The sequence below is a fragment of the Pseudacidovorax intermedius genome (genome assembly GCF_003350475.1).
GTDB lineage: Bacteria > Pseudomonadota > Gammaproteobacteria > Burkholderiales > Burkholderiaceae_C > Xenophilus > Xenophilus intermedius.
In genome coordinates this window covers 17,682-39,078 of record NZ_QQAV01000011.1, presented here as the reverse complement: position 1 = coordinate 39,078, position 21,397 = coordinate 17,682, and the positions used below count along the sequence as shown (strand labels likewise).

The window sequence follows — 21,397 nt, the reverse complement described above, 5'->3', positions numbered from 1 at the left end:
GGCCCCGCTCATGCGTGCTGCGCTCAGGCGGGCTGAACCCCAGCCGAGTGCGGCCGTTGGAGCACCTGACGGCCGCCGGCATAACGGTCCACCGCCAGGCCGTCCGTGCTGATCTCCGGCCGCTGGCCGGTCACCAAGTCCGCGGTGAGCTTGCCGGAACCGCAGGCCATGGTCCAGCCCAGCGTGCCGTGGCCGGTGTTGAGGAACAGATTGCCCCAGCGCGTGGCGCCAATGATGGGCGTGCTGTCCGGCGTCATCGGGCGCAGACCGGTCCAGAAGCTCGCGGCCGGCAGGTCGCCGCCCGGGAAGAGCTCGCCCACCACCTTCTCCAGGGTGGCGCGGCGCGCCGGCTTCAGGCTCATGTCGAAGCCCGACAGCTCCGCCATGCCGCCGACGCGGATGCGGTCGGCGAAGCGGGTCACAGCGATCTTGTAGGTCTCGTCCAGCACGGTGGACTGGGGTGCCAGCGATTCGTCCACCAGCGGCACGGTCAGCGAGTAGCCCTTGACCGGGTAGACCGGCAGGTCCAGGCCGAGCGGCTCCATGAGCGCGCGGGAGTAGCTGCCGAAGGCCAGCACATAGCGGTCGGCTTCCAGCCATTGGCCGTCGACCTGCACACCGCTGATGCGGCCGCCGTCGGTGCCCAGCGCCTGCACGTTGCTGCCGTAGCGGAACTCCACGCCCAGGCCCTTGGCCAGTTCGGCCAGGCGGGTGGTGAAGAGATGGCAATCGCCGGTCTCGTCATTGGGCAGGCGCAGGCCGCCGACCAGGCCGCCGCCGGTGCGCGCCAGTGCGGGTTCCACACGGGCCAGGCCTTCGCGGTCCAGCAGTTCGTACGGAACGCCGCATTCCTGCAGCACGGCGATGTCGCGCTGCACGGCGTCGAGCTGCTGCTGCTTGCGGAAGAGCTGCAGCGTGCCGCCGGTGCGCTGCTCGTAGTCGATGCCGGTGTCGGCACGCAGGCTGCGCAGGCAGTCGCGGCTGTATTCGGCCACGCGCATCATGCGTTCCTTGTTGACGGCGTAGCGCTCGGCCGAGCAGTTGCGCAGCATCTGGGCCATCCAGCGCAGCTGAAACAGGCTGCCGTCGGCGCGGATGGCCAGCGGCGCATGCTTCTGGAACATCCACTTGAGCGCCTTGAACGGAATGCCGGGCGCGGCCCAGGGCGTGGAATAGCCCGGGGACACTTGACCGGCATTGCCGAAGCTGGTCTCCAGTGCGGCGCCGGGCTGGCGCTCCAGCACCGTCACCTGGGCGCCCGCACGGGCCAGGTAGTAGGCCGTGGTCGTGCCGATCACACCGCCGCCGAGAACAATGACTTTCATGGCCAATCCCGCTGAGAAAGAAGACTCCAAGAGTCGATTGCAGGACTTTATTCAGGCCGCGCCCGAAGATTTGATGGTTCTTCTGGTGATCTGCAGCAAAATCCGCTGACCAACCCTGTGGATCGGCCCGCCGGCCCGACGACATGCCCGACTTCGCCACCCTGGACCGCATCGACCGCAAGATCCTGGACATCCTCCAGCGTGAGGGCCGCATCGCCATCACCGACCTCGCGCAGCGCGTGGGCCTGTCGACCTCGCCCTGCTCGGAGCGGGTCAAGCGGCTGGAGCGCACGGGCGTCATCAGCGGCTACCACGCCCGTGTGGCGCCCGAGGCGCTGGGCAAGATGCTGCTGGTGTTCGTGGAGATCAAGCTCTCGTCCAAGTCGGCCGATGTCTTCGACAAGGTCCGCAACGAGCTGCTGCACATGCCCGAGGTGCTGGAATGCCACCTCGTCTCGGGCGGCTTCGACTACCTCGTCAAGGCCCGGCTGCGCGGCATGGGCGAATACCGGCACCTGCTGGGCGACATCCTCAAGAAGCTGCCCGTGCCGGCCGAGTCGCACAGCTACGTGGTAATGGAAGAGGTCAAGGAGACGCTGGTCCTGCCGGTGGACCGTTGAGCGCCGCAACGCCGCCCGCGGCGGCTCACTGCGAGGCTTCTGCCTTCATCGCCAGCTGCACCCGGCCGCCGGCCGTGTGAAAGCTGATGGTCGGCGCGGTGAAGTCCGACAGCGGCGCACCCAGGCTGATCTCGCCGCTGCCATGCAGCATGCACTCGTCCCGGCGCAGCGCGACCTCGCTGCTGCTGCCGTCGGCATCGCGGAAGCGCACCCAGGTGCCGTAGCTGCTCACGTCGGTCAGGATGCAGCTGCCGTTGCGGGCCTCGATGCGCGCATGCAGGCGCGAGACCCGCGGATCGTTGACCACGAAATCGGCCTCGTTCACCCGGCCCAGGTGGATGGGCAGGTCGCGCGCGCCGAAGGCGGCATGCACGTCCAGCCACGACAGCTCGATCTGCCCGAAGGCCGTGTCGATGCCGGGGCGCGCCAGCGTCGACAGCGCCGCCGGCAGCGTGAGCAGGTCCACCACCTCGTCCTGCCAGTCGATGCGGTGGACGGTCGGCGTCTCCTGCCGGCCGCGGATGCTGATCGGGCCCAGGCTGCGATGCCGCACCTCGGGGCCGATGCGCTGGTCCACCACCGATTCGGTTGCCCAGATTTGGCCGGGACCAGCCAGATCGCTCAGCCGCGAGGCCACGTTGACCGCGTCGCCATAGAAGTCGCCATCGACCTCGACCACCTCGCCGCTGGCGATACCGATCTGCAGGTCCATGCGCAAGGCCTCGGGCCATTTGAGCAGGCGCTTGTGGTGGCTGCGCTGCACTTCGAGCATGGCGGCGATGGCCGGCGCGCCCGCCGGAAAGAGCGCGAAGATGCCGTCGCCCAACTTCTTGATCACCCGGCCGCCATGGGCTTCGCACACGTCCCCCACCCACTGCACCAGCCGGGTGACGGTGTCGGTGGCCCGGGCGTTGCCCATCGCCTCGAAAACCCGCGTGCTGCCGGTCAGGTCCGCGAAAACGACCGTGGTTGCCATCGTCAAAGTTCAACGAATTGTTTCCAGCAATTATCTCCAGACGTACGAAATCGCGCGAGTGCGGGGCCGGGATTGACTTAAGTCAACTGCTTTGGATGTTGCTTTGTCCACAATGACACCTTGATCCCCGCTTGGGCGGCGCGAAGTTTCCCCTGGATTCGCGTGGAATGCCCGCGCCTTGTCCAGAGCCAGATGGAAAGGCAAATTTGTGGAAACTTTTATCTACATTGCAGTGAACTGCGCCGCTGCGTAAGGTGTTCGTCAGGCGACCTCGCATCACTCCATGAAGTCCTTGAACGCGATCTCCCGCTGGCTTCGGGCCCCGGCCCAGATGGCCACGCAGACAGGCACCGAGCGCACCCTCCAGCAGGTGCGTGCCGCCATGCTTGCCGCCCTCGAACGGCATGGCCTTTTGGCGCAGTGGCGCCGCCTGGCGGACCGGGTTACCTACGCGAGCGAGCTCGAAGCGCTCTGGTATCTGCGGCAGGATCTCCTGGCGGCGCTGATGGCCGCCTGCGGCGAAGTGCGCGCACGGCAGGAGATGCAGCCGATCAACGCCCTCTTCGGCCGCTCCGAGGCCTTCAGGCCCCGCTTGCGCGCCGGGCTGCGGATGCCCTGAGCGGCCTCGGCCGGAGATCGACGGCCGGTCGCGCGCCGACGGGGTTCTTCAGTGCGCGTGGCCGTGATGGTCATGCGGTGCGGCATGGCGGCTGCCACCCACATCGTGACCCCAGACGACAAAGGCTTCCTTGCCCTCCACCGCCAGGTCGACGGTGCCGCCCACCGGCAGCAGCACCTTGGTCGGCACATGCCCGAAGGGCAAGCCCGTGAGCACGGGCGCCTTGATCTGGCTGCGCAGCCGCTCCACCACCGTCTGCAGCTTGAAGCCGCGGTCGTGCGGCGCGGCCCGATAGCCGGTGAACTGGCCCAGCACGACCGCCTTCTGCCGGGCCAGCACGCCGGCTAGGCGCAGTTGCTCCAGCATGCGCTCGATGCGGTAGGGATGCTCGCCCACGTCCTCGAGGAACAGCACCCCCTTGTCCACCTGCGGAAAGTACGGCGTGCCCAGCAGGCTGCACAGGACGGCCAGGTTGCCGCCCCACAGCGTGGCGCCGCGGATGGGCTTGAAGCTCGGCAGCTCGTCGCGTGCCGGCAGGCGCCAGCCGGTGCCCTCGCCGTAGCCCTCGACCAGGTCGTCGAAGCAGGCGGCGGTGATCTCGTCGATGCCCGCCTCCGCCCCGAAATCGCCGCACAGGGTCGGGCCGGACCAGGTGGCGGCGCCCGTACGGGCCAGCACGGCAAGCTGGAAGGCCGTGAAGTCGCTCATGCCGACGAAGGCCGTGCCGCGATCGATGGCCTTGGCCACGGCCTTGTAGGGAATGCCGTCGAGGATCCGGGTCAGGCCGTAGCCGCCGCGCGAGGCCAATGCCACGTCCGCGCCGCTGGCTGCAGCCCGTGCGATGGCGGCGATGCGGGTGGCGTCGTCGCCGGCGAATCGCTGGTGCGCGGACAGCGCGGCCTCGTCGATCTCCACCTCATGGCCCTGGGCCCGCAGCCAGGCCACGCCGCGGCGGAAGGCCGGCTTCTCGCGCACGGCGCTGGAGGGGGAGTAGATGTAGATGTGCTTCTTGTTCACCCGCGGGAGTATCCCATCGGCCCTTCGAGGGCCTGCCACCGGGCGGCCAGCGCGCGGGCCGCGTCGGCGGACAGGTCCTGCACCGGGCGGCGGCGCGCGGACCACGCGCGCAGGGCGGCCTCGTGGCCCTTGTCGGGGAAAGGCGCCGCCCAGGCCCGCGCCGCATCCTCGGCGGCCGCACCCCGCACCACCAGCGCCGCGGGCGGAATGACGAGGCGCGGGCCAGCGATCACGCCCTGCCCGGCCAGCAGGTCGGCCAGCCCGCTCATGTCGGGATGCAGGATCAGTCCGACCTCGCCGATGCCGAGCGCCGCCAGCCACTGCCGCAGCACTTCCGCATGCCATTCGCGCGTGTGCAGGGCCTCCTTCTTGGGCTTGTCGCTGCGGCCGAAACCGATCAGGTCGGGGACCAACAGGCGATGGCCCGGCAGCAGGTCCGGCAGATGGCGGAACAGGTACCCCCATTGGGCCGCGCCGTGCAGGCACAGCACCACGGGGCGCCGGTCCTGCCTGCCATCGCCTGCAACGTCGCCCCGGTCGGCATAGGCCAGCCGCAGGCCACCCAGCGCCGGCGGTTTGCTGAAGAAGGCATGCGGCCCGTCGAAGCCGACAAAGCGCGCCTCGGGGGTGCGCAGCGCGTCGTCGCGCACCGGCTGCGCCTGCGCCCGGGCCTGGGCACGCCGCCCGCGGAAGAAGTCCTGCAGCAGCGCCCCGCATTCCTCGCCCATCACGCCGCCCTGCACCGCGGTGTGGTGGTTGAGCTGGCCGACGCCGAAGAGGTCGAGCACCGATCCCGCCGCGCCGGTGCGCGCATCGGCGGCGCCGAAGACCACGCGGTCCAGCCGCGCATGCAGCATGGCGCCGGCGCACATGGCGCAGGGCTCCAGCGTCACGTAGAGGGTGCAGCCGTCGAGCCGGTAGTTGCCCAGCGCCTGCCCGCCCGCCCGCAACGCCGCCATCTCGGCATGGGCGCTGGGGTCGTGGGTGGCGACCGGCGCATTGCGCCCGGTGGCCACCATGCGGCCGTCGCGCACCAGGACGGCACCCACCGGCACCTCGCCCGCGGCGGCGGCGGCACGGGCCTCGTCCAGCGCCAGTACCATCCACCGGGCGTCCTCATCCTGCGGTGCACCGTCCGCGGACAGCCCGCCGGAGGTCTGGGACAACGGCTCGACCATCGGCATCAGCGTCCGACGCCGGCCCGGTCCATCCAGGCCTCCAGCCCCGCGGCCTCGCCGCCCTGCGCGGCATGCAGCCGCCGCATTGCTGCATGGGCTTCGGGCCGATGCTGGTTGAGCTTGAGCTTGCATTGCCAGCCGACGACCTTCAGCTCGAAGGCGACGATGCCGGCCAGCATGCGGCGCTGGTAGTCCTCGCCCAGATCGCGCCACTGCTGTGCATAGGGCGGCTCGTGCTGGCCGATGAGCTGCTTGAGCAGGGCGTCCTTCGTGTCGGCCTCCGGCAGCAGGGTGGCGCGCACACGGCAATGGACGGCGACGTAGTTCCAGGTCGGCACCCGCTGGCGGTCCGGGTAGACCGTGGGCGAGACGTAGCCATGCGGTCCCAGGAAGACGACCAGCGCCTCAGGCCGCGCCTGCAGTTGCTTCCACTGCGGATTGGCGCGCGCCACGTGGCCCAGCAGCGTCCACTCGCCCGTGTCATTCGATGTCAGCACCAGCGGCAGGTGGGTGACGAAGGGAAAGCCCTCGTCATCGTTGGTCACGAGGGTGGCGAAGGGATGCTCGCGCATCAACTGCTCGGCAAGCGCGGGATCCTCGGCGTCAAAATGGGCGGGCAGGTACATGGCGGACCTCGAAAGGCGAAGCGGGCGATTGTCCAGCCTGCCATGCCCGAGCCTCGCACCCGCCCTCTCTCTTCGCATGCAGGACTCACTTTTCGGCGACGACCTCCCGCTTCCCGCAACGCCGCGCCCGGCACCGGCCGGGGCGGAGCCCTCCGCCGCGCCGCCGGAGGCGGACGATGCCGCACCGACCAGGCGCCGTGCCAAGGCCAGCATGCCCAAGGTGGAAGCCGCGGCAGTCGATGACGGCCTTCGCGACAAGGCCGCGCGCCTGCCGTCCTTGCTTCGCCTGGGCAGTTCGTCCTGGCACTTCCCCGGTTGGGCCGGCCTGGTGTGGAACGGCGACTACGAAGGCTCGGTCCTGTCGCGCCACGGCCTCGCGGCCTATGCGCAGCATCCGCTGCTGCGCACCGTGAGCCTGGATCGCAACTTCTACCGCGCGCTCACCGCCTCGCAGTTCGCCGCCTATGCGGCGCAAGTGCCGGAGGACTTCCGCTTCGTGATCAAGGCGCCGTCGACCGTCGCCGATGCCCTGGTGCGCGCCGAGGACGGCCGCGGCCAGCGCCCCAACCCGGCCTTCCTCAACCCCCAGTTGGCGGTGCAGGACTTCGTGGAACCGGCCCTGCAGGGCCTGGGGACCAAGCTGGGCGCGCTGGTCTTCCAGCTCAGCCCGCTGCCGGGCACGATGCTGGCGCACATGCCCGAGGTGCTGGCACGGCTCGATGCCATGCTGGCCGCACTGCCCCCGCTTCGGCCCACCGCGCCGGATGCCGTGGTGGCCGTGGAAGTGCGAAACCCCGAATTCCTCACGCCCGAGTTCGCACGCGTCCTCAAGGCCCACGGCGCGACGTACTGCCTGGGCCTGCATCCAAAGCTGCCTACCATCGAGGATCAGCTGCCGCTCCTGCGCGCCCTTTGGCCCGGCCCGCTCGTCTGTCGGTGGAACCTCAACCGCCTGCACGGCGCCTACGGCTACGAGGAGGCCAAGGGCCTGTACGAGCCCTTCAACCGCCTGGTCGACCCCGACCCGCACAGCCGCGGCTTGCTGGCCCGCGTCATCGCCGGCACCACGGGCGGAGGCCATGCAGCCTACGTGACCATCAACAACAAGGCCGAGGGCAGCGCGCCGCTGTCGGTGCAGGCACTGGTGGACGCCGTGCTGTGCGAGACAGCCTGACCATCTGACGGTCTCACCCCCTGGCCGCCCGATCGCATGGCCGCCTGGGAGTTCGGGTGATCAGCCCGGCGCCGCCGGACACGCAGCCGGCTGGCCGGCCTGCAACGCCGCGATGTGCCGGGCGATGGCGTCGGACACCTTCGACACGATCCGTTGGCCCGCCTGCGCCACGCCGTCGATGCCGCCGGGCGCCGCTTCGCTGCCGCGCCAGCTGCAGGTGCTGCGCTGGCTGCTGTCGGCCCGGCGTACCGTCCAGCCCAGGGCCGCCTCGACCTGGCCGCCCTGCGTGGCATCGAAGCGCTGGACCTGCACCGCGATCCGCCAGGGCAAGACGCCGGCCACGCCCGGTCCACGGGTCGCATCGGTGGCGCCGAGGCGCGCCGACACGCCGGCAGCGAGCGCGTCGCGCAGCTCCTGCTCGAAGGAGGCCGCCCAGCGGCTCTGCTCCAGCACCTGCACCTCGGCACCGGCCGGGCCGCGCACCACCATCTGCGGCCGCGCGAGCCGCTCCGGCACGGCCAGCGGCGCCATCTCGATGGCCAGGCCGGCGGGCGGTGGCGCCACCAGCGGCTGCGGCGTGGCCGGCTCTGCCAGCGTGTAGTAGCGGTCGGGCTCGGAAGCGCAGCCGGCCAGGGCGCCCAGTGCCAGGACCAGGGCGGCGGTCGCGCCGATGCGTCGTGATGCAAAGCGGCTCATCGCTTCTTGTCCTCGGGTTTGCCGCGCAGCAGCGATTCGGGATGGCGCTCCAGGTAGTCCGTCAGCACGCGCACCGAGCCGGCCGCGCGCGTCAGCTCCTGCAGCGTCGCGCGCAAGTCCTGCTGCACGGGCGCGTCCTCCGACAGCGTGCGGGTCGCGGCGTCGATGGTCTTGCGCGCGTCCTTGACGGCGGCGGCGATCTCGGGCGTCACGTCGTTGTTGATGCGCGTGACCGTCGCCTCGGCGCTGCCCAGCGTCTTGTCGAGCGTGGCCAGGGTCTTGCGCAGGTCGCCGGCGATCTCCTGGAAGGGGATCTTGTTGACCTTGGTGGCGATCTCCTGCAGCTGCTCCTGCAGCTCGTCGAAGCTGCCAGCCACCGTGGGGATCTGGATCGGGTCCTGGTTGGTGTCGACCTTGACCGGCTTCTCCTTGGGGAAGAAGTCCAGCGCCACATAGAGCTGGCCCGTCAGCAGGTTGCCGGTACGCAGCTGCGCACGCAGGCCGCGGCCGATGAGGAAGCGCGTGCGCTCCTGCTGCGTGAAGCGGGGCTCCACCGGCAAGGGCGCCTGCTTGCCGTCGCGCGTGTCGGAGCGCCGCAGGCGGTCGGGGTAGACCGTGACCACCACCGGCATCAGGAACTCGCGCTCGTTGCGATCGAACTGCACGCCGATGGATTTCACCTCCCCGATGATCACGCCGCGGAAGTCCACCGGCGCGCCGGGCGCCAATCCGCGCAGCGACTGGTTGAAGTACATCAGCAGCGTCTGCGGCGGCCCATCCGGTGGCTTCATGGCCGTGGTCTCGTCGTCGGCCAGCGCGAACACGGAGTTCTCGTCGGCCGGCGGGCCCATCACGTCATCCGGCGCGGCGAAGGCGATACCGCCCAGCACGATGGACGCCAGCGACTGGGTGCGCACCTCGAATCCGCTGGCGCCCGCCTGAACCTGCAGGCCGCTGGCATGCCAGAAGCGGGTGTTGGCGCCGATGAAGCGGTCATAGGGCGAATCGATGAACACCCGCAGCGCCACGCCGCGGCCGTCGCCGTCGAGTTCGACCGAGGCCACCTGCCCCACCCGCACGCGGCGGAAATACACCGGCGAGCCGATGTCCAGCGAGCCTGCATCCCGCGAATGCAGCTGGAACTGCCGGCCGCTGGCGTCGCGGGTGACGATGGGGGGCGCCTCCAGCCCGGCGAACTCGCTGGCGGTCTCTTCCTCGGCGCCTGCGTCGGCGCCGATGTACGCCCCTGATAGCAGCGTGTTCAGGCCCGAGACGCCCGAGGTGTCGAAGCGCGGCCGCACCACCCAGTAGCGCGCGTCCTTGGCGGTGAAGCCCTCGGCGGCGTTCTTGTCCAGCTCGACCGTCACGCGCACATGCGAACGGTCGCGCGCCAGACGGATGTTGTGCACGGTGCCGATCTGCACGTCCTTGTACTTCACGGCCGTCTTGCCGGCCTCCAGGCCCTCCGCGGTCTTGAAGGTGAGGACGATCTCGGGCCCGCGGTTCCAGAGCACCTTGGCCACCAGCGTGATGCCCACCATCGCCGCGACGACGGGGATCAGCCAGATCAGCGAGGGCACCCAGTCGCGGCGGCGTACCACGCGGGGGCGCGCCAACGCAGGCGGCGCGGCGGACGCGCCGGCATCGGCGGGGGTCTGGCCTTCGCGAGGCCCGGGTTCACTCATTCACTCTCCTATGCCCTCGCGGGCGCACTTCGGCCGACCTGATCGGCGGCCTCTTCGTCGTCGGGCATGCCGGCGTCCCAGATCAGGCGTGGATCGAAGCTCAGCGAGGCGAGCATGGTCAGGACCACCACGGCGCCGAAGGCAGCAATCCCCACGCCAGCCTGCACCACGGCAAAGCCCTGGATGCGCACCAGCCCCGCCAGCAGCGAGACCACGAACACGTCGAGCATCGACCAGCGGCCGATGAACTCCAGCACCTGGTAGAGCCGCGCGCGCTCGCGCTGGCGCCAGCGGCTGCCGCGCTGCGTGGTGATCACCAGCACGGCCAGCGCCGCCAGCTTGAACAGCGGCACCAGGAAGCTCGCCGTGAAGATCAGCGCCGCGAGCCCGTAGGAGCCCGAGATCCAGAAGAAGATGATCCCGCTGAGGATGGTGTCCTGCTGCGTGCCGAGCAGGCTCTTGGTGATCATCACGGGCAGCAGATTGGCCGGCAGGTACAGCACCACGGCGGCGAGCAGGTAGGCCCAGGTGCGCCGCAGGCTGTCCGGCTTGCGGGCGCGCAGGCGCGTGCCGCAGCGGCCGCAGTGCTCGCCGGGCTGGGCGCCTTCCCACACGGTGCCGCAGCGGTGGCAGTCGAGCAGGCAGGCGTCGTGGGCGGTGACGATGGCACCGCCGCCCTCTTCCACCGGCAGGTGCGGCGTCGCCTGGCCCGCCAGCCGCGCGAGGCGTTCGCGCGTGGCGCGGGCGCGGCCCGTCAAGGCGTGCCTCCGGCGGCGGCTTCGCGCTCGAAGGCCATGCCCCAGAAGCTGCGCGGATCGAAGGACAGCAGCGTGGTCAGCAGCACCGTCAGGCCGACGAAGGCCCACAGCGCGGGACCGAGCACCACCGTCGCCATGCCGAAGAGCTTGACGATAGCCACCAGCACGCCGAGCAGGAAGACCTCGACCATGCCCCACGGCCGCAGCGACTGCAGCGCCCTCACCAGCACGGCAAAGCCTGGGGGGCGCTGAGACGGCCCAGCCGCCGCATCGCCATCGGCCTGCCCGGCCTTCCATACCCGCGGCGCAACCTGCAGATAGAACAGGATGCACAGCTGCGCCAGCGGAAAGATCAGCGTCGTCGCCAGCACCAGCAAGGCGACGGGCGACATGCCTTCGCCGGCCAGCACCACCACCGCACCGGCCAGCGTGGTCTGGCTCGTACGGCCCTGGAGTTCGATCTCGACGATGGGAAAGAGATTGGCGATGGCAAAGAGGATCAGGCTGGCCAGCGTCAGCGGCAGCAGGCGCTCGCGCTGCTGACCAGGGTGGCGCGCCAGCTCGGTCCCGCAGCGGGGGCAGTGCGCGATCTCCCGGGGACGAAGCCGCGGCGCGCGGAACACCGCGTCGCATCCTTCGCATACCGTCACGTCGGGCACCACATTCATCGGCGGGCATTCTGCCAACACGCCGTGAAGTCAGCGGGGCGGCAGGCGCACCAGCCCGCGGCATCCGCCGACCACTACCGCTGTAGGACAGTTTCCCGGTTTATTTTTACCCGGGCGTATTGCAGACTCGATTTCAGCCGGGTAATATTCGGCGCATCATGGATGCTCCCAGTGCGCCGCAGCTGACGGCTTTTCTCGGCTACCAGCAGATCGCCCACGGTCCGCGCGAATCGGTGCTCGCCGAATTGCGCCGCCGGCAGGACAACCCGCCTGCCATCGTGTTCGACGACCACAGCGGCGAGCGGGTGGAGTTGGAGGCGGCTCCCGGCTACGGCACGCCCTGCCCCGCGGAGGCCGACACCGCCGGCGGCACCCGCCACGCCCGTGGCGTCGGCCGGCCGCGGCTCGGCGTGGTGGCACGCGAAGTCACGCTGTTGCCGCGGCACTGGGAATGGCTCAGTCGCCAGCCGGGCGGCGCCTCGGTGGCGCTGCGCCGCCTGGTGGACGACGCCCGCCGCGTCTACGCGGACCGCGACGCGGTGCGCGCCTCGCGCGAATCGACCTACCGTTTCCTGAGCACCGTCGCGAGCGCCCTGCCCGGCTTCGAGGAAGCCGCGCGCGCCCTCTTCGCAGGTGACTCCGCGCGCTTCGCCGAGCAGACCCGCGACTGGCCGGAGGACGTGGCCCGCTACGCCCGGCACCTGTCGGCGAACAGCTGGGCCACCACCACGCCGGAGCAGGCGGCATGAGCGCCCGCCCGGCCGCTCCAAAGGGCGCTTCCACCGCAGGCGAATCCGAAGGTGGTCAGGTGCTCGCCCGCACAGCCGCCCCGAAGGGCGCTCCAGCCAACCGTCCGCTCTGGAAGACCTTCCTCTTCTTCCTGCTGCCCATGCTGCTGTCCAACGTGCTGCAGTCGCTCTCGGGCACCGTCAACAACATCTACCTCGGGCAGATGCTGGGCGTGCATGCGCTGGCCGCGGTCTCGGGCTTCTTCCCGGTGATGTTCTTCTTCATCGCCTTCACCATCGGCCTGGGGGCCGGCGCCTCGGTGCTGATCGGTCAGGCCTGGGGCGCCGCCGAGCCCGAGCGGGCGCGTGCCGTGGCGGGCACGGCGCTGTCGGTGGTGCTGGTGTTCGGCCTGCTGGTGGCGGTGTTCGGCGGGCTGTTCACGCGGCCGCTGCTGCATGCGCTGGGCACGCCGCCGGACATCCTGCCCGACGCCACCGCCTATGCCCGCATCATCCTGATCGCGATGCCGGGGCTGTTCGTCTACCTGCTCTCCACGGCCATGCTGCGCGGTGTGGGCGACACCATGACGCCGCTCTACACGCTGGCCATTTCCACCGCCACCGGCCTGCTGCTCACCCCCGCCCTGATCCGCGGCTGGCTGGGCCTGCCGCAGCTGGGCGTGGCGAGCGCGGCCTGGGCCACGGTGGTGGGCTTCGTGCTCGCCAGCCTGTGGATGGGCCTGCACCTGCGCCGGCGCGGCAGCCCGCTGGCGCCCAACCGGGCCCTGCTGCGGCACCTGCGCATCGACTGGCAGTTGCTGCGCGCGGTGCTCAAGGTGGGCGTGCCCACGGGCGTGCAGATGATCGTGGTCTCGCTGGCGGCGGTGGTGCTGCTGTCGCTGGTCAACGGCTTCGGCTCGGCGGCGACGGCGGCCTATGGCGCGGTCAATCAGGTCATCGCCTATGTGCAGTTCCCGGCCATCTCCATCGCCATCACGGCCTCGGTGCTGGGGGCGCAGGCCATCGGCGCCGGCAAGGCCGACCAGTTGGGCCGCATCACGGCCACGGCGCTGGGCATGAACCTGGCGCTGACCGGCGGGCTGGTGCTGCTGGCCTACCTGGCCTCGCGGCCCTTGATGGGCCTGTTCATCACCGACCCGGCGGTGATCGAGGTGGCGCAGCAGCTGCTGCACATCATGCTGTGGAGCCTGGTGGTCTTCGGCATGGGCTCGGCCCTGGCCGGCGTGATGCGCGCCAGCGGCTCGGTGCTGGTGCCCACCGCCATCACCATCGGCGCCGTGCTGCTGGTGGAGGTGCCCGCCGCCTGGTGGATGAGCCACCGCTTCGGTCTCAAGGGCATCTGGATGGCGTACCCGATGGGCTTCTGCGCCATGCTGCTGATGCAGACGGCGTACTACCGCGCCATCTGGCGGCACAAGAAGATCCAGCGGATGGTCTGAGAACGCAGTCGCGGATGGCCAGGTCTTCCGGCCACCCGCTCATGTGTCCCGGCGAAGCGGAACGCCGGCTCCCTTGTCAGGCCGCGGCGTGCCCGCTGGCCATCTTCAGCCGCAGCGAACTGCACACGCCCGACACCGCCGCAAAGGCGGCCGCCACGCCCAGCGCCACCTCGGGACCCGTGCGCAGGTGCGGGTCCCACACGCTGAAGATGGTGGCGAGCACCACCGCGCCCACGGTCTGCCCCGTCAGACGCGCCGTGCCCAGCATGCCGCTGGCGGCACCACTGCGGTGCGGCGGCGGCGCGGTCACGATGGTGTGGTTGTTGGGCGACTGGAACAGCCCGAAACCCACGCCGCACAGGGCCATGCGCCAGGCGATGTCACCGTTGGTGGGCGCATCGGGCAGCAAGGCCAGCAGCGACAGGCCGACGGCCAACAGGCCCAGGCCGATGCCACCCAGCAGCCCGTCCGGCACGCGGCCGATCAGCCGGCCCGCGATGGGCGCGGTGGCCACGATGGCCAGGGGCCATGCCGTCAGCAGCAGGCCGGCCTGCACATGCGTGCGGCCGAAGGCGTCGAGCAGCAGGAAAGGCAGCGCGATGTAGGCCAGCATCTGCGCCGCGAAGGCGCTGACCGAGGTGCCCATCGAAAGCGCGAACACCGGAATGCGCAGCAGGTCCACCGGGAACAGCGGCACCCGCATCGACCACTGGCGCCGGATGTAGACCGCGCCCAGCAGCAGGCCGCCACCCAGCCACAGCCAGCCGTCGAGGCGCCCGCCCGTCTGGCCGTCCTGCACGCCCAGGCGATCCACACCCAGGAAGAAGAGCGAGAACATGCCGATGTTGAGCAGCACGTCGAGCACCCGCATGCGGTCGCCCAGCGCCGGGCCGACGTTGGCCGGCAACGCCCGCCAGCCCAGCCACAGCACCGCCACGCCCAGCGGGATGTTGATGGCGAAGAGCCAGGGCCAGTCGGCCACCGCCAGCACCGCGGCCGCCACCGACGGGCCGGCCACTGACGAGGCGGCCACCACCATCGAATTGATCGCCATGCCCTTGCCGAGCTGGCTGCGCGGATAGGTCAGGCGCACCAGCGCCGCATTCACGCTCATCAGCCCGGCCGCACCTACGCCCTGGACGGCGCGCGCCGCGATCAGCCAGCCCAGGCTGCTGGACATCAGTGCGCCCAGCGAGGCCACCGTGAACAGCGCCATGCCGGCCATGTAGACGCGACGGAAGCCGATCTGCTCGCCCAGCCGCGCCAGCGGCAGCAGCAACACCAGCGTGGCGATCTGGTAGGCATTGACCACCCACACCGCATGGGCCGGGCTGGCGTTGAGCGACCGGGCGATGCCAGGCAGCGCCAGATTGAGGATGGTGCCGTCGAGCACCGACACGATCATGGCCACGATGATCACGGCCATCGCGCGGCCGCGCTGCGGCTGCGGCAGGCCGTCGTAGGCCGGGCCCTCGGTCGCGGCCGGGGTCATGCGGCGCTCCGTGCCGCCAGATCGGGATGCGTGAAAACGAAGGCGGGCGGCGGGCAGAGGGAGGGCGTCGGCATCCGGCGATTCTGCGCCGCGCGCCGCACCGGTGCGCGCAGGCGCGACGATGGCCGAGTGCGCGCCGGGGTGGTGCGCGCCTGGCCGTGCAGGATCCTCAGCGCTCGTCGAAGAGCGGCTCGCTGCCCCAGGGCCGGGCGCCCTCGATGGCCAGCATGCGCAGCTTGAGCAGCGCCCCGCCCGGCGCCGAGAAGCCGCCCGGCCGGCCGTCCGCGCCCAGCACCCGATGGCAGGGCACCACCGGCGCGAAGGGGTTGTGGCCCAGGGCCTGGCCCACCGCCCGCGCCCTGCCCTTGCCGCCCAGCGCCTCGGCCAGCTCGCCATAGGTGCGGGTCTGGCCGGGCGGGATCTGCCGGGCCAACGCATAGACCCGGCGATGGAAGTCCGGCACGCCGCGCTCATCCAGCGGCAACTCGCACAGGTCGCGCGACTCTCCCGCCAGCAGGGCGCGGATGCCTTGCACGGCCTGTACCACCCAGTCGGGCGGCGGCAGGGCGTCGGACGCGTCCGGGCAGCGGCGAAGCAGATGGGCCCGCAGGCCGGAAGCGCTGCCGTCGGCCTCGGGCAGCAGCACGCTGCGCAGACCGGCATCGCCCCAGGCCAGGCCGCAATGGCCGATGGCGGTGTCGAAGACGATGAGGCCGGTCATGCCGGGGCCCGGATCAGGCGATCAAGCCGGCGACGGCAGCCGCCGGCCACGCACGCCCAGCGTCACCAACGTCAGCGTCAGCGACAGGTACAGCCCCGCCGCCATGCCCAGCACCATGGGCAGCGGCCGGCCGTCGTTGAACAGGCTGACCACCGCCATGCCGACCGCACCGCCCAGCATCTGCAAGGTGCCCATCAGGGCCGCCGCCGTGCCGGCGATGGCGCCGTGGTTCTCCAGCGCCAGCACCGCCGTGGTCGGGATCACCAGGCCCATGAAGGCGCTGGCCACGAAGTACAGGCCGATCAGCACCGCCAGCGAATCGCCGCCCGTCAGGTAGTGCGCCAGCATGAGGCTGATGGCGACGCTGGCGCCCAGCACGCCCACGCGCACCAGGGGCACCAGGCCGAAGCGGGCCGAGAGCCGGCCGTTGAGCTGCGCCGCGCCGAAGAAGGCCGCCGCGTTCACGCCGAAGGCGATGCTGTACTGCGTGGGCGTGAGGCCATAGTGGCCGATCATCACGAAAGAGGACGTCGACAGGTAGATGAAGAAGCCCATCATCGCGAAGCCGCCGATGAAGACCAGGCCGAGGAAGTGCGCGTCCAACAGCAGCCGGCCGTAGGCACGCAGCGCGCTGCCCAGGCTGCTTTCCACACGGGCCGAGGGCGGCCGCGTTTCTTCCAGGCTGAAGGCCAGCAGCGCCAGCCCGGCGACCGCCGCCACGGCGATGGCCCAGAACACGGCACGCCAGCCCGCGGCGGCGATGACGCCGCTGCCGGCCAGCGGCGCCAGGATGGGCGAGACGCTGAACACCAGCATCAGCAGCGACATCAGCCGCGCCGCATCGGGCCCGGTGTGCAGGTCGCGCACCACGGCGCGCGGAATGGCCATGCCCGCCGCAGCGCCCAGGCCCTGCACGAAACGCAGCACGATCAGCGTGTGGATGTCGGTGGCCAGCGCGCAGCCCACGCTGGCGAGCGCGAACAGCGCCATGCCGAAGAACATGGGCGGCCGTCGACCCACCATGTCCGACACCGGGCCGTAGAGCAGCTGGCCGATGCCGATGGAGATGAAGAACACCGTCAGGCTCAGCTGCGCGGTGCCGAAATCGGTGCCCAGCTGATGACCGATGGCCGGTAACGCCGGCAGGTACATGTCGATGGCGAAGGGGCCGATGGCCGAGAGCAGGCCGAGAACGACGGCAATGCGGAGAAACCGGGGAGACGAGGACATAGGCGGCGCATTCTCCCGGCTTGGGCCGGAGGCTGCCGGTCGACCCGGCTGCGGCCCCGGGCTGTCACGGGCATTGGGCCAGACCGGGGCCAGGCGCCAGCGGCAAGCCTGTCCAGCCAGATGACGGACACGGCTGGCGGCGGCGCCCTTCCCTGCCCGCCGCAGCCGCCGCCTCAGAGCCGCCGCGCGCCCTCGGCGTCGAACAGGTGCACGCTCTCCGCGCCCCACTGCAGGTGCACCGCCTCGCCCACGCGGGCGCGCAGCGTGCCGGGCACGCGCACCGTCAGCAGGCCCAGCGGCGTGGCCACCTCGGCATAGGTCTCGGGGCCGGTCGGCTCGATCAGCTCGAGCACGCCCTCCAGGCCCGCATCGGCGAAGACGATGTTCTCGGGCCGCAGGCCATACAGCAGCTTCGTGGCGGCAGCCTGCGACGGCAGCGCCGGATGGCGCGACGGGTCGCAGGGCATCACCAGCCCGCCCGCCTCCACGCCGCCCTCAGCGCCCGTCGCGGCGTCGATGAAGTTCATGGCCGGCGAGCCGATGAACTCCGCCACGAAACGATTGGCCGGGCTGCCGTAGATCTGCTCGGGCGTGCCGAACTGCTGCACGATGCCGTCCTTCATCACCGCGATGCGGTCGCCCAGCGTCATGGCCTCGACCTGGTCGTGGGTGACGTAGACGGTGGTGGTCTTCGTGCGCTGGTGCAGGCGCTTGATCTCGGCGCGCATCTCCACGCGCAGCTTGGCGTCCAGGTTGGACAGCGGCTCGTCGAAGAGGAAGAGCGCCGGGTCGCGCGCCAGAGCGCGGCCCATGGCCACCCGCTGGCGCTGGCCGCCCGAGAGCTGGCCGGGCTTGCGGCCCAGCAGCGCCTCCAGTTGAAGCATCTGCGCCACGCGCTGCACCGTGGCCTCACGCTCGGCCTTCGGCACCTTGCGCAGCTCCAGCCCGAAGGCGATGTTCTGCGCCACCGTCATGTTCGGGTAGAGCGCATAGCTCTGGAACACCATGGCGATGTCGCGATCCTTGCTGGGCAGGTTCGTCACGTCGCGCGCGCCGATGTGGACCGAGCCGGAGGTCGGCGCGTCCAGCCCCGCGATGATCGACAGCAGCGTGGATTTGCCGCAGCCCGAAGGGCCGACCAGGATCAGGAACTCGCCGGCCTCGATCTCCAGGTCGATGCCCTTGAGGATGTGGGTGTTGCCCGCATAAGTCTTGTGGAGCTGGCGGATGCCGAGTGCGCCCATGGTGTTCATCCCTTCACCGCGCCGGCCGTCAGCCCGCGCACAAAGTACTTGCCCGCCACCACGTAGACGAAGAGGGTCGGCAGCGCGGCGATCAGCGCCGCGGCCATGTCCACGTTGTATTCCTTGACCGAGCTGGTGGTGTTGGCCAGGTTGTTCAGACCCACCGTGATGGGCTTGCTGTCGGCGCCGGAGAACACCACGCCGTAGAGGAAGTCGTTCCAGATGGCGGTGAACTGCCAGATCACCGTCACCACCAGGATCGGCACCGACAGCGGCAGCACGATGCGCCGGAAGATCTGCCAGAAGCTGGCGCCGTCGAGCATGGCCGCCTTGACCAGCTCCGGCGGCAGGCCCACGTAGTAGTTGCGGAAGAACAGCGTGGTGGTCGGCAGCCCGGCCAGCAGGTGCATGAGGATCAAGCCCCAGATGGAGCTGGCGATGCCCAGCCAGCCCAGCACCTGGCTCATGGGCAACAGCACCACCTGCATGGGCATGAAGACGCCGAAGAGCATCAGCGCGAACATCGTCTCGCTGCCACGGAAGCGCCACTGCGCCAGCACGTAGCCGTTGAGCGCGCCCAGCAGTGTGGAGAGCGCCACGGCCGGCACCACCATCAGCACCGAATTCATGAAGAAGGGCTGCAGGCCGCGGCAGTCGGTGCCTGTGCAGGCAGAGCTCCAGGCCTTGGTCCACGCCTCGAAGGTGGGCTGTGTGGGCAGCGCCACCATGCTGGTGGCGCGCACCTGGTCCATGTCCTTGAAGGAGGTGACCAGCATGACGTACAGCGGCGCCAGGAAGTAGGCCGCGAAGAGCAGCAGCAGCGCCCAGAGGATGGTGCGGTGAACAATGCGCATGGCGTCAGCCCTTCTTGGTCCGCAGTTCGGAGTAGAGGTACGGCACCACCACCGCCGCCACGGTGGCCAGCATGACGGTGGCGCTGGCCGCGCCCAGGCCGATCTGGCCCCGGGTGAAGGCCATGGCGTACATGAAGGTCGCCGGCAGGTCGGTGGCGAAGCCGGGACCGCCCGCAGTGAGCGCCATCACCAGGTCGAAGCTCTTGATGGCCAGGTGGCTCACCACCAGCACGGTGCTGAAGAACACCGGCCGCAGGCTGGGGATGATGATGCGCCAGTAGATGCGCGGCAGGCTGGCGCCGTCCACCTGCGCGGCCTTGATGATGGCGTCGTCGATGCCGCGCAGCGCCGCCAGGAACAGCGCCATGACGAAGCCCGCGCTCTGCCACACGCCCGCGATCACCACGCAGTAGATGGCGCGGTCGGGGTCCACCAGCCAGTCGAAGCTGAAGCCCGCGAAACCCCAGGACTGCATCAGGTGCTCCAGCCCCATGCCGGGGTTGAGCATCCACTTCCAGGCCGTGCCGGTGACGATGGCCGAGATGGCCATGGGGTACAGATACACCGTGCGCAGCACGCCCTCGGCGCGGATCTTCTGGTCGAGCAGGATGGCCAGCAACAGGCCCAGCAGCGTGCTGCCGCCGATGAAGAGCACGCCGAAGATCAGCATGTTCGTCATCGCGACGCGGAAGCGTTCGTTGTCCCACAGCGTGAGGTAGTGGTCGAGCCCGGCGAAGTCGTAGTTGGGCAGCAGCCGCGACTCCGACACCGACAGGTAGCCGTTCCAGGCGATCAGCCCGTAGATGAACAGGAAGGCCAGGATGAAGCTGGGCGCGATGACCAGCTTGGGCAGCCAGGGCGTGGGCAGGCGGGAAGGCGCGGACATGGAGCTCCCTCGTCGGGCGATGCGGCGTCGGGCCCCGGCGCGCGTGGCGGCCGGGGCGGTGCTCGTTCAGGTGGACAGCGTGGTACCGATCAGCGCGCCTTGGCCGCGGCGGCGATCTTGGCGACGGCGTCCTGCGCGCTCATCTTGTCGCTGTTCCAGTACTGGCTCACGGCGTCCTTGAGCGCGCCTTCGACGGCCGAGGGCACGGCCATGCTGTGGGCCGCGCTGGGCACCAGGGCGCCCGACTTGGCGGTGGCCGCGAAGTCCTTGGCCGAGAGCTTGGCGCAGTCGTCGAACTTGTCCATGGGCACGTCCAGCCGCACCGGGATCGAGCCCTTGGCCAGGCTGAAGGTCTCCTGGAAGGCCGGCGACATGATGGCCTCGGCCAGGTCGTTCTGGGCCTTGATGCGGTCGTCGCCCTTGACCTTGAACATGGCGAAGGAATCGATGTTGAAGGTGAAGGCCTGCGCCGTGCCCGGCGCGGCCATGCACAGGAAGTCGGTGCCCGGCCTCTTGCCCGCGGCCACGAACTCGCCCTTGGCCCAGTCGCCCATGAACTGCATGCCAGCCTCGCCCTTGATGACCATGGCGGTGGCCAGGTTCCAGTCGCGGCCCGAGGCGGCCTTGTCGGTGTACGGCTTGATGCGCTTGAAGGTTTCGGCGGCCTTGATCATGGTCGGGCTCTTGAGGGCTTCCTGGTCCAGTTGCACCAGGGCCTTGCGGTAGAAGTCGGCGCCGCCCACGCCCAGCACCACCGTCTCGAAGGTGGTGAAGTCCTGCCACGGCTGGCCGCCGTGAGCCACGGGCGTGATACCGGCCTTCTGCAGCGCGTCGGCGGTGGCGAAGAACTCGTCCCAGGTGGTGGGCGCCTTGGCCTTCGCCTTCTTGAGCGCCTCGGGGTTGATCCAGAGCCAGTTCACGCGGTGCACGTTGACCGGCGCGGCGACGTAGTTGCCCTTGTATTTCATGATGGCGGCCACGGTGGGCGGCAGCGCGGCGTCCCACTTGTTGGCCTTGGCCACGCTGTCGATGCTGGTCAGCACGCCCTCGCGCGCCCATTCCTGGATGGCCGGGCCCTTGATCTGCGCGGCCGAGGGCGCATTGCCCGATACCACGCGCGACTTCAGCACCGTCATGGCCGAATCGCCACCGCCGCCGGCGACGGCGAAATCTTTCCAGGTGTCGCCCTTGGCCTGCAGCGTGGCCTTCAGGGCGGCGGCGGCCTTGGCCTCGCCGCCGCTGGTCCAGTAGTGCAGCACCTCGACCTCGCCGGCATGGGCCAAACCCGCCAAGGCCAGCGATGCTGCCGCAATGGCGGTGCGGGTGAGGGAAGCAGTCGGAAGGTTGCGCATGGCCAGGTCTCCTTGGAAATCGCCCCGCGGGGCCGTTGAGTGGTCGGCGTCGTCGCCGCGGCCGGATTATTAAAGTCTCTTTAATTTA

At 70.2% G+C, this 21,397-nt stretch carries 21 protein-coding genes; 5 read left to right on the top strand and 16 right to left on the bottom strand.

What is annotated here, in order from left to right:
• Positions 1-23: 23 nt before the first annotated feature.
• A complete protein-coding gene (locus tag DFR41_RS22110; RefSeq protein WP_114804310.1) occupies positions 24-1,325 on the bottom strand; it encodes a D-amino acid dehydrogenase in 1,302 nt (433 codons plus the stop codon).
• A gap of 143 nt (positions 1,326-1,468) precedes the next feature.
• On the opposite strand from DFR41_RS22110, the gene DFR41_RS22105 reads away from it, so the two are divergent.
• Entirely contained in the window at positions 1,469-1,945 is a 477-nt protein-coding gene (locus tag DFR41_RS22105; protein WP_114804309.1) for a winged helix-turn-helix transcriptional regulator, read from the top strand.
• 25 nt (positions 1,946-1,970) lie between these two features.
• Here the strand turns inward: DFR41_RS22105 and DFR41_RS22100 are convergent, their stop codons facing one another.
• On the bottom strand, positions 1,971-2,921 hold the full coding sequence (locus DFR41_RS22100) for an adenylate/guanylate cyclase domain-containing protein (protein ID WP_017759677.1): 951 nt from the start codon (positions 2,919-2,921) through the stop codon (positions 1,971-1,973).
• 283 nt (positions 2,922-3,204) lie between these two features.
• On the opposite strand from DFR41_RS22100, the gene DFR41_RS22095 reads away from it, so the two are divergent.
• Positions 3,205-3,540 carry a hypothetical protein gene (locus DFR41_RS22095; protein ID WP_081682479.1) on the top strand — a complete coding sequence of 112 codons (336 nt, stop codon included), beginning with the start codon at positions 3,205-3,207 and terminating at the stop codon, positions 3,538-3,540.
• Positions 3,541-3,588: 48 nt separating this feature from the next.
• Here the strand turns inward: DFR41_RS22095 and DFR41_RS22090 are convergent, their stop codons facing one another.
• The 3 genes from DFR41_RS22090 to DFR41_RS22080 are packed head-to-tail and all read right to left on the bottom strand — an operon-like array spanning position 3,589 to position 6,361.
• Positions 3,589-4,557: an LD-carboxypeptidase gene (locus tag DFR41_RS22090; protein ID WP_244917837.1), complete on the bottom strand. Its 969-nt coding sequence runs from the start codon at positions 4,555-4,557 to the stop codon at positions 3,589-3,591.
• On the bottom strand, positions 4,554-5,723 hold the full coding sequence (tadA, locus tag DFR41_RS22085) for a tRNA adenosine(34) deaminase TadA (RefSeq protein ID WP_280525169.1): 1,170 nt from the start codon (positions 5,721-5,723) through the stop codon (positions 4,554-4,556). Before tadA ends, DFR41_RS22090 begins: the two co-directional genes overlap by 4 nt.
• A 17-nt stretch (positions 5,724-5,740) precedes the next feature.
• A complete protein-coding gene (locus DFR41_RS22080; RefSeq protein WP_114804307.1) occupies positions 5,741-6,361 on the bottom strand; it encodes an FMN-binding negative transcriptional regulator in 621 nt (206 codons plus the stop codon).
• Between the two features lie 76 nt (positions 6,362-6,437).
• Here DFR41_RS22080 and DFR41_RS22075 point away from each other — a divergent pair, with 76 nt between their 5' ends.
• Positions 6,438-7,535 (top strand): DUF72 domain-containing protein, encoded by a 1,098-nt coding sequence (locus DFR41_RS22075; protein WP_114804306.1) that lies wholly within the window; start codon positions 6,438-6,440, stop codon positions 7,533-7,535.
• A gap of 60 nt (positions 7,536-7,595) precedes the next feature.
• On the opposite strand, the gene DFR41_RS22070 is transcribed toward DFR41_RS22075, so the two are convergent.
• The 4 genes from DFR41_RS22070 to DFR41_RS28100 all read right to left on the bottom strand — a co-directional run bounded on the left by DFR41_RS22070 (position 7,596) and on the right by DFR41_RS28100 (position 11,342).
• On the bottom strand, positions 7,596-8,231 hold the full coding sequence (locus DFR41_RS22070) for a PqiC family protein (protein WP_114804305.1): 636 nt from the start codon (positions 8,229-8,231) through the stop codon (positions 7,596-7,598).
• Positions 8,228-9,916, bottom strand: coding sequence for a PqiB family protein (locus DFR41_RS22065; RefSeq protein WP_114804304.1), 1,689 nt, complete (start codon positions 9,914-9,916; stop codon positions 8,228-8,230). The genes DFR41_RS22070 and DFR41_RS22065 overlap by 4 nt, the downstream gene beginning before the upstream one ends.
• Positions 9,917-9,924: 8 nt before the next feature.
• Positions 9,925-10,608 (bottom strand): paraquat-inducible protein A, encoded by a 684-nt coding sequence (locus DFR41_RS28105; protein WP_425326721.1) that lies wholly within the window; start codon positions 10,606-10,608, stop codon positions 9,925-9,927.
• A 62-nt stretch (positions 10,609-10,670) separates the two neighbouring features.
• On the bottom strand, positions 10,671-11,342 hold the full coding sequence (locus tag DFR41_RS28100; RefSeq protein WP_017760405.1) for a paraquat-inducible protein A: 672 nt from the start codon (positions 11,340-11,342) through the stop codon (positions 10,671-10,673).
• Between the two features lie 158 nt (positions 11,343-11,500).
• Between DFR41_RS28100 and DFR41_RS22050 the strand changes: the two genes are divergently transcribed.
• Positions 11,501-12,091 (top strand): DUF2239 family protein, encoded by a 591-nt coding sequence (locus tag DFR41_RS22050; protein WP_114804301.1) that lies wholly within the window; start codon positions 11,501-11,503, stop codon positions 12,089-12,091.
• 140 nt (positions 12,092-12,231) lie between these two features.
• On the top strand, positions 12,232-13,530 hold the full coding sequence (locus DFR41_RS22045; protein ID WP_244917840.1) for an MATE family efflux transporter: 1,299 nt from the start codon (positions 12,232-12,234) through the stop codon (positions 13,528-13,530).
• A gap of 76 nt (positions 13,531-13,606) precedes the next feature.
• Here DFR41_RS22045 and DFR41_RS22040 read toward each other — a convergent pair whose 3' ends face one another.
• The 7 genes from DFR41_RS22040 to DFR41_RS22010 form a co-directional block, all read right to left on the bottom strand.
• Positions 13,607-15,022 carry an MFS transporter gene (locus DFR41_RS22040; protein ID WP_114804299.1) on the bottom strand — a complete coding sequence of 472 codons (1,416 nt, stop codon included), beginning with the start codon at positions 15,020-15,022 and terminating at the stop codon, positions 13,607-13,609.
• A 169-nt stretch (positions 15,023-15,191) separates the two neighbouring features.
• On the bottom strand, positions 15,192-15,743 hold the full coding sequence (locus DFR41_RS22035; RefSeq protein ID WP_114804298.1) for a methylated-DNA--[protein]-cysteine S-methyltransferase: 552 nt from the start codon (positions 15,741-15,743) through the stop codon (positions 15,192-15,194).
• Positions 15,744-15,764: 21 nt separating this feature from the next.
• Positions 15,765-16,973, bottom strand: coding sequence for a multidrug effflux MFS transporter (locus DFR41_RS22030; RefSeq protein WP_017758210.1), 1,209 nt, complete (start codon positions 16,971-16,973; stop codon positions 15,765-15,767).
• Between the two features lie 173 nt (positions 16,974-17,146).
• A complete protein-coding gene (locus tag DFR41_RS22025) occupies positions 17,147-18,217 on the bottom strand; it encodes an ABC transporter ATP-binding protein (RefSeq protein WP_114804378.1) in 1,071 nt (356 codons plus the stop codon).
• Positions 18,218-18,222: 5 nt separating this feature from the next.
• Entirely contained in the window at positions 18,223-19,071 is an 849-nt protein-coding gene (locus DFR41_RS22020) for a carbohydrate ABC transporter permease (protein ID WP_114804297.1), read from the bottom strand.
• 4 nt (positions 19,072-19,075) lie between these two features.
• The gene (locus tag DFR41_RS22015) at positions 19,076-19,957 is read right to left on the bottom strand and encodes a carbohydrate ABC transporter permease (RefSeq protein WP_114804296.1); all 882 of its coding nucleotides are present in this window, start codon (positions 19,955-19,957) and stop codon (positions 19,076-19,078) included.
• Between the two features lie 89 nt (positions 19,958-20,046).
• The gene (locus DFR41_RS22010) at positions 20,047-21,309 is read right to left on the bottom strand and encodes an ABC transporter substrate-binding protein (RefSeq protein WP_114804295.1); all 1,263 of its coding nucleotides are present in this window, start codon (positions 21,307-21,309) and stop codon (positions 20,047-20,049) included.
• Positions 21,310-21,397 lie beyond the last annotated feature (88 nt).

What these genes read in the sequence shown, in the direction of transcription:
- DFR41_RS22110 (WP_114804310.1), bottom strand. Translation starts at nt 1,325, where the DNA reads ATGAAAGTCATTGTTCTCGGCGGCGGTGTGATCGGCACGACCACGGCC.
- DFR41_RS22100 (WP_017759677.1), bottom strand. Translation starts at nt 2,921, where the DNA reads ATGGCAACCACGGTCGTTTTCGCGGACCTGACCGGCAGCACGCGGGTT.
- DFR41_RS22035 (WP_114804298.1), bottom strand. Translation starts at nt 15,743, where the DNA reads ATGACCGGCCTCATCGTCTTCGACACCGCCATCGGCCATTGCGGCCTG.
- DFR41_RS28100 (WP_017760405.1), bottom strand. Translation starts at nt 11,342, where the DNA reads ATGAATGTGGTGCCCGACGTGACGGTATGCGAAGGATGCGACGCGGTG.
- DFR41_RS22025 (WP_114804378.1), bottom strand. Translation starts at nt 18,217, where the DNA reads ATGGGCGCACTCGGCATCCGCCAGCTCCACAAGACTTATGCGGGCAAC.
- DFR41_RS22105 (WP_114804309.1), top strand. Translation starts at nt 1,469, where the DNA reads ATGCCCGACTTCGCCACCCTGGACCGCATCGACCGCAAGATCCTGGAC.
- DFR41_RS22030 (WP_017758210.1), bottom strand. Translation starts at nt 16,973, where the DNA reads ATGTCCTCGTCTCCCCGGTTTCTCCGCATTGCCGTCGTTCTCGGCCTG.
- DFR41_RS22075 (WP_114804306.1), top strand. Translation starts at nt 6,438, where the DNA reads ATGCAGGACTCACTTTTCGGCGACGACCTCCCGCTTCCCGCAACGCCG.
- DFR41_RS22050 (WP_114804301.1), top strand. Translation starts at nt 11,501, where the DNA reads ATGGATGCTCCCAGTGCGCCGCAGCTGACGGCTTTTCTCGGCTACCAG.
- DFR41_RS22095 (WP_081682479.1), top strand. Translation starts at nt 3,205, where the DNA reads ATGAAGTCCTTGAACGCGATCTCCCGCTGGCTTCGGGCCCCGGCCCAG.
- DFR41_RS22040 (WP_114804299.1), bottom strand. Translation starts at nt 15,022, where the DNA reads ATGACCCCGGCCGCGACCGAGGGCCCGGCCTACGACGGCCTGCCGCAG.
- DFR41_RS22065 (WP_114804304.1), bottom strand. Translation starts at nt 9,916, where the DNA reads ATGAGTGAACCCGGGCCTCGCGAAGGCCAGACCCCCGCCGATGCCGGC.
- DFR41_RS22010 (WP_114804295.1), bottom strand. Translation starts at nt 21,309, where the DNA reads ATGCGCAACCTTCCGACTGCTTCCCTCACCCGCACCGCCATTGCGGCA.
- DFR41_RS22070 (WP_114804305.1), bottom strand. Translation starts at nt 8,231, where the DNA reads ATGAGCCGCTTTGCATCACGACGCATCGGCGCGACCGCCGCCCTGGTC.
- DFR41_RS22015 (WP_114804296.1), bottom strand. Translation starts at nt 19,957, where the DNA reads ATGTCCGCGCCTTCCCGCCTGCCCACGCCCTGGCTGCCCAAGCTGGTC.
- DFR41_RS22080 (WP_114804307.1), bottom strand. Translation starts at nt 6,361, where the DNA reads ATGTACCTGCCCGCCCATTTTGACGCCGAGGATCCCGCGCTTGCCGAG.
- DFR41_RS22020 (WP_114804297.1), bottom strand. Translation starts at nt 19,071, where the DNA reads ATGCGCATTGTTCACCGCACCATCCTCTGGGCGCTGCTGCTGCTCTTC.
- DFR41_RS22045 (WP_244917840.1), top strand. Translation starts at nt 12,232, where the DNA reads ATGCTGCTGTCCAACGTGCTGCAGTCGCTCTCGGGCACCGTCAACAAC.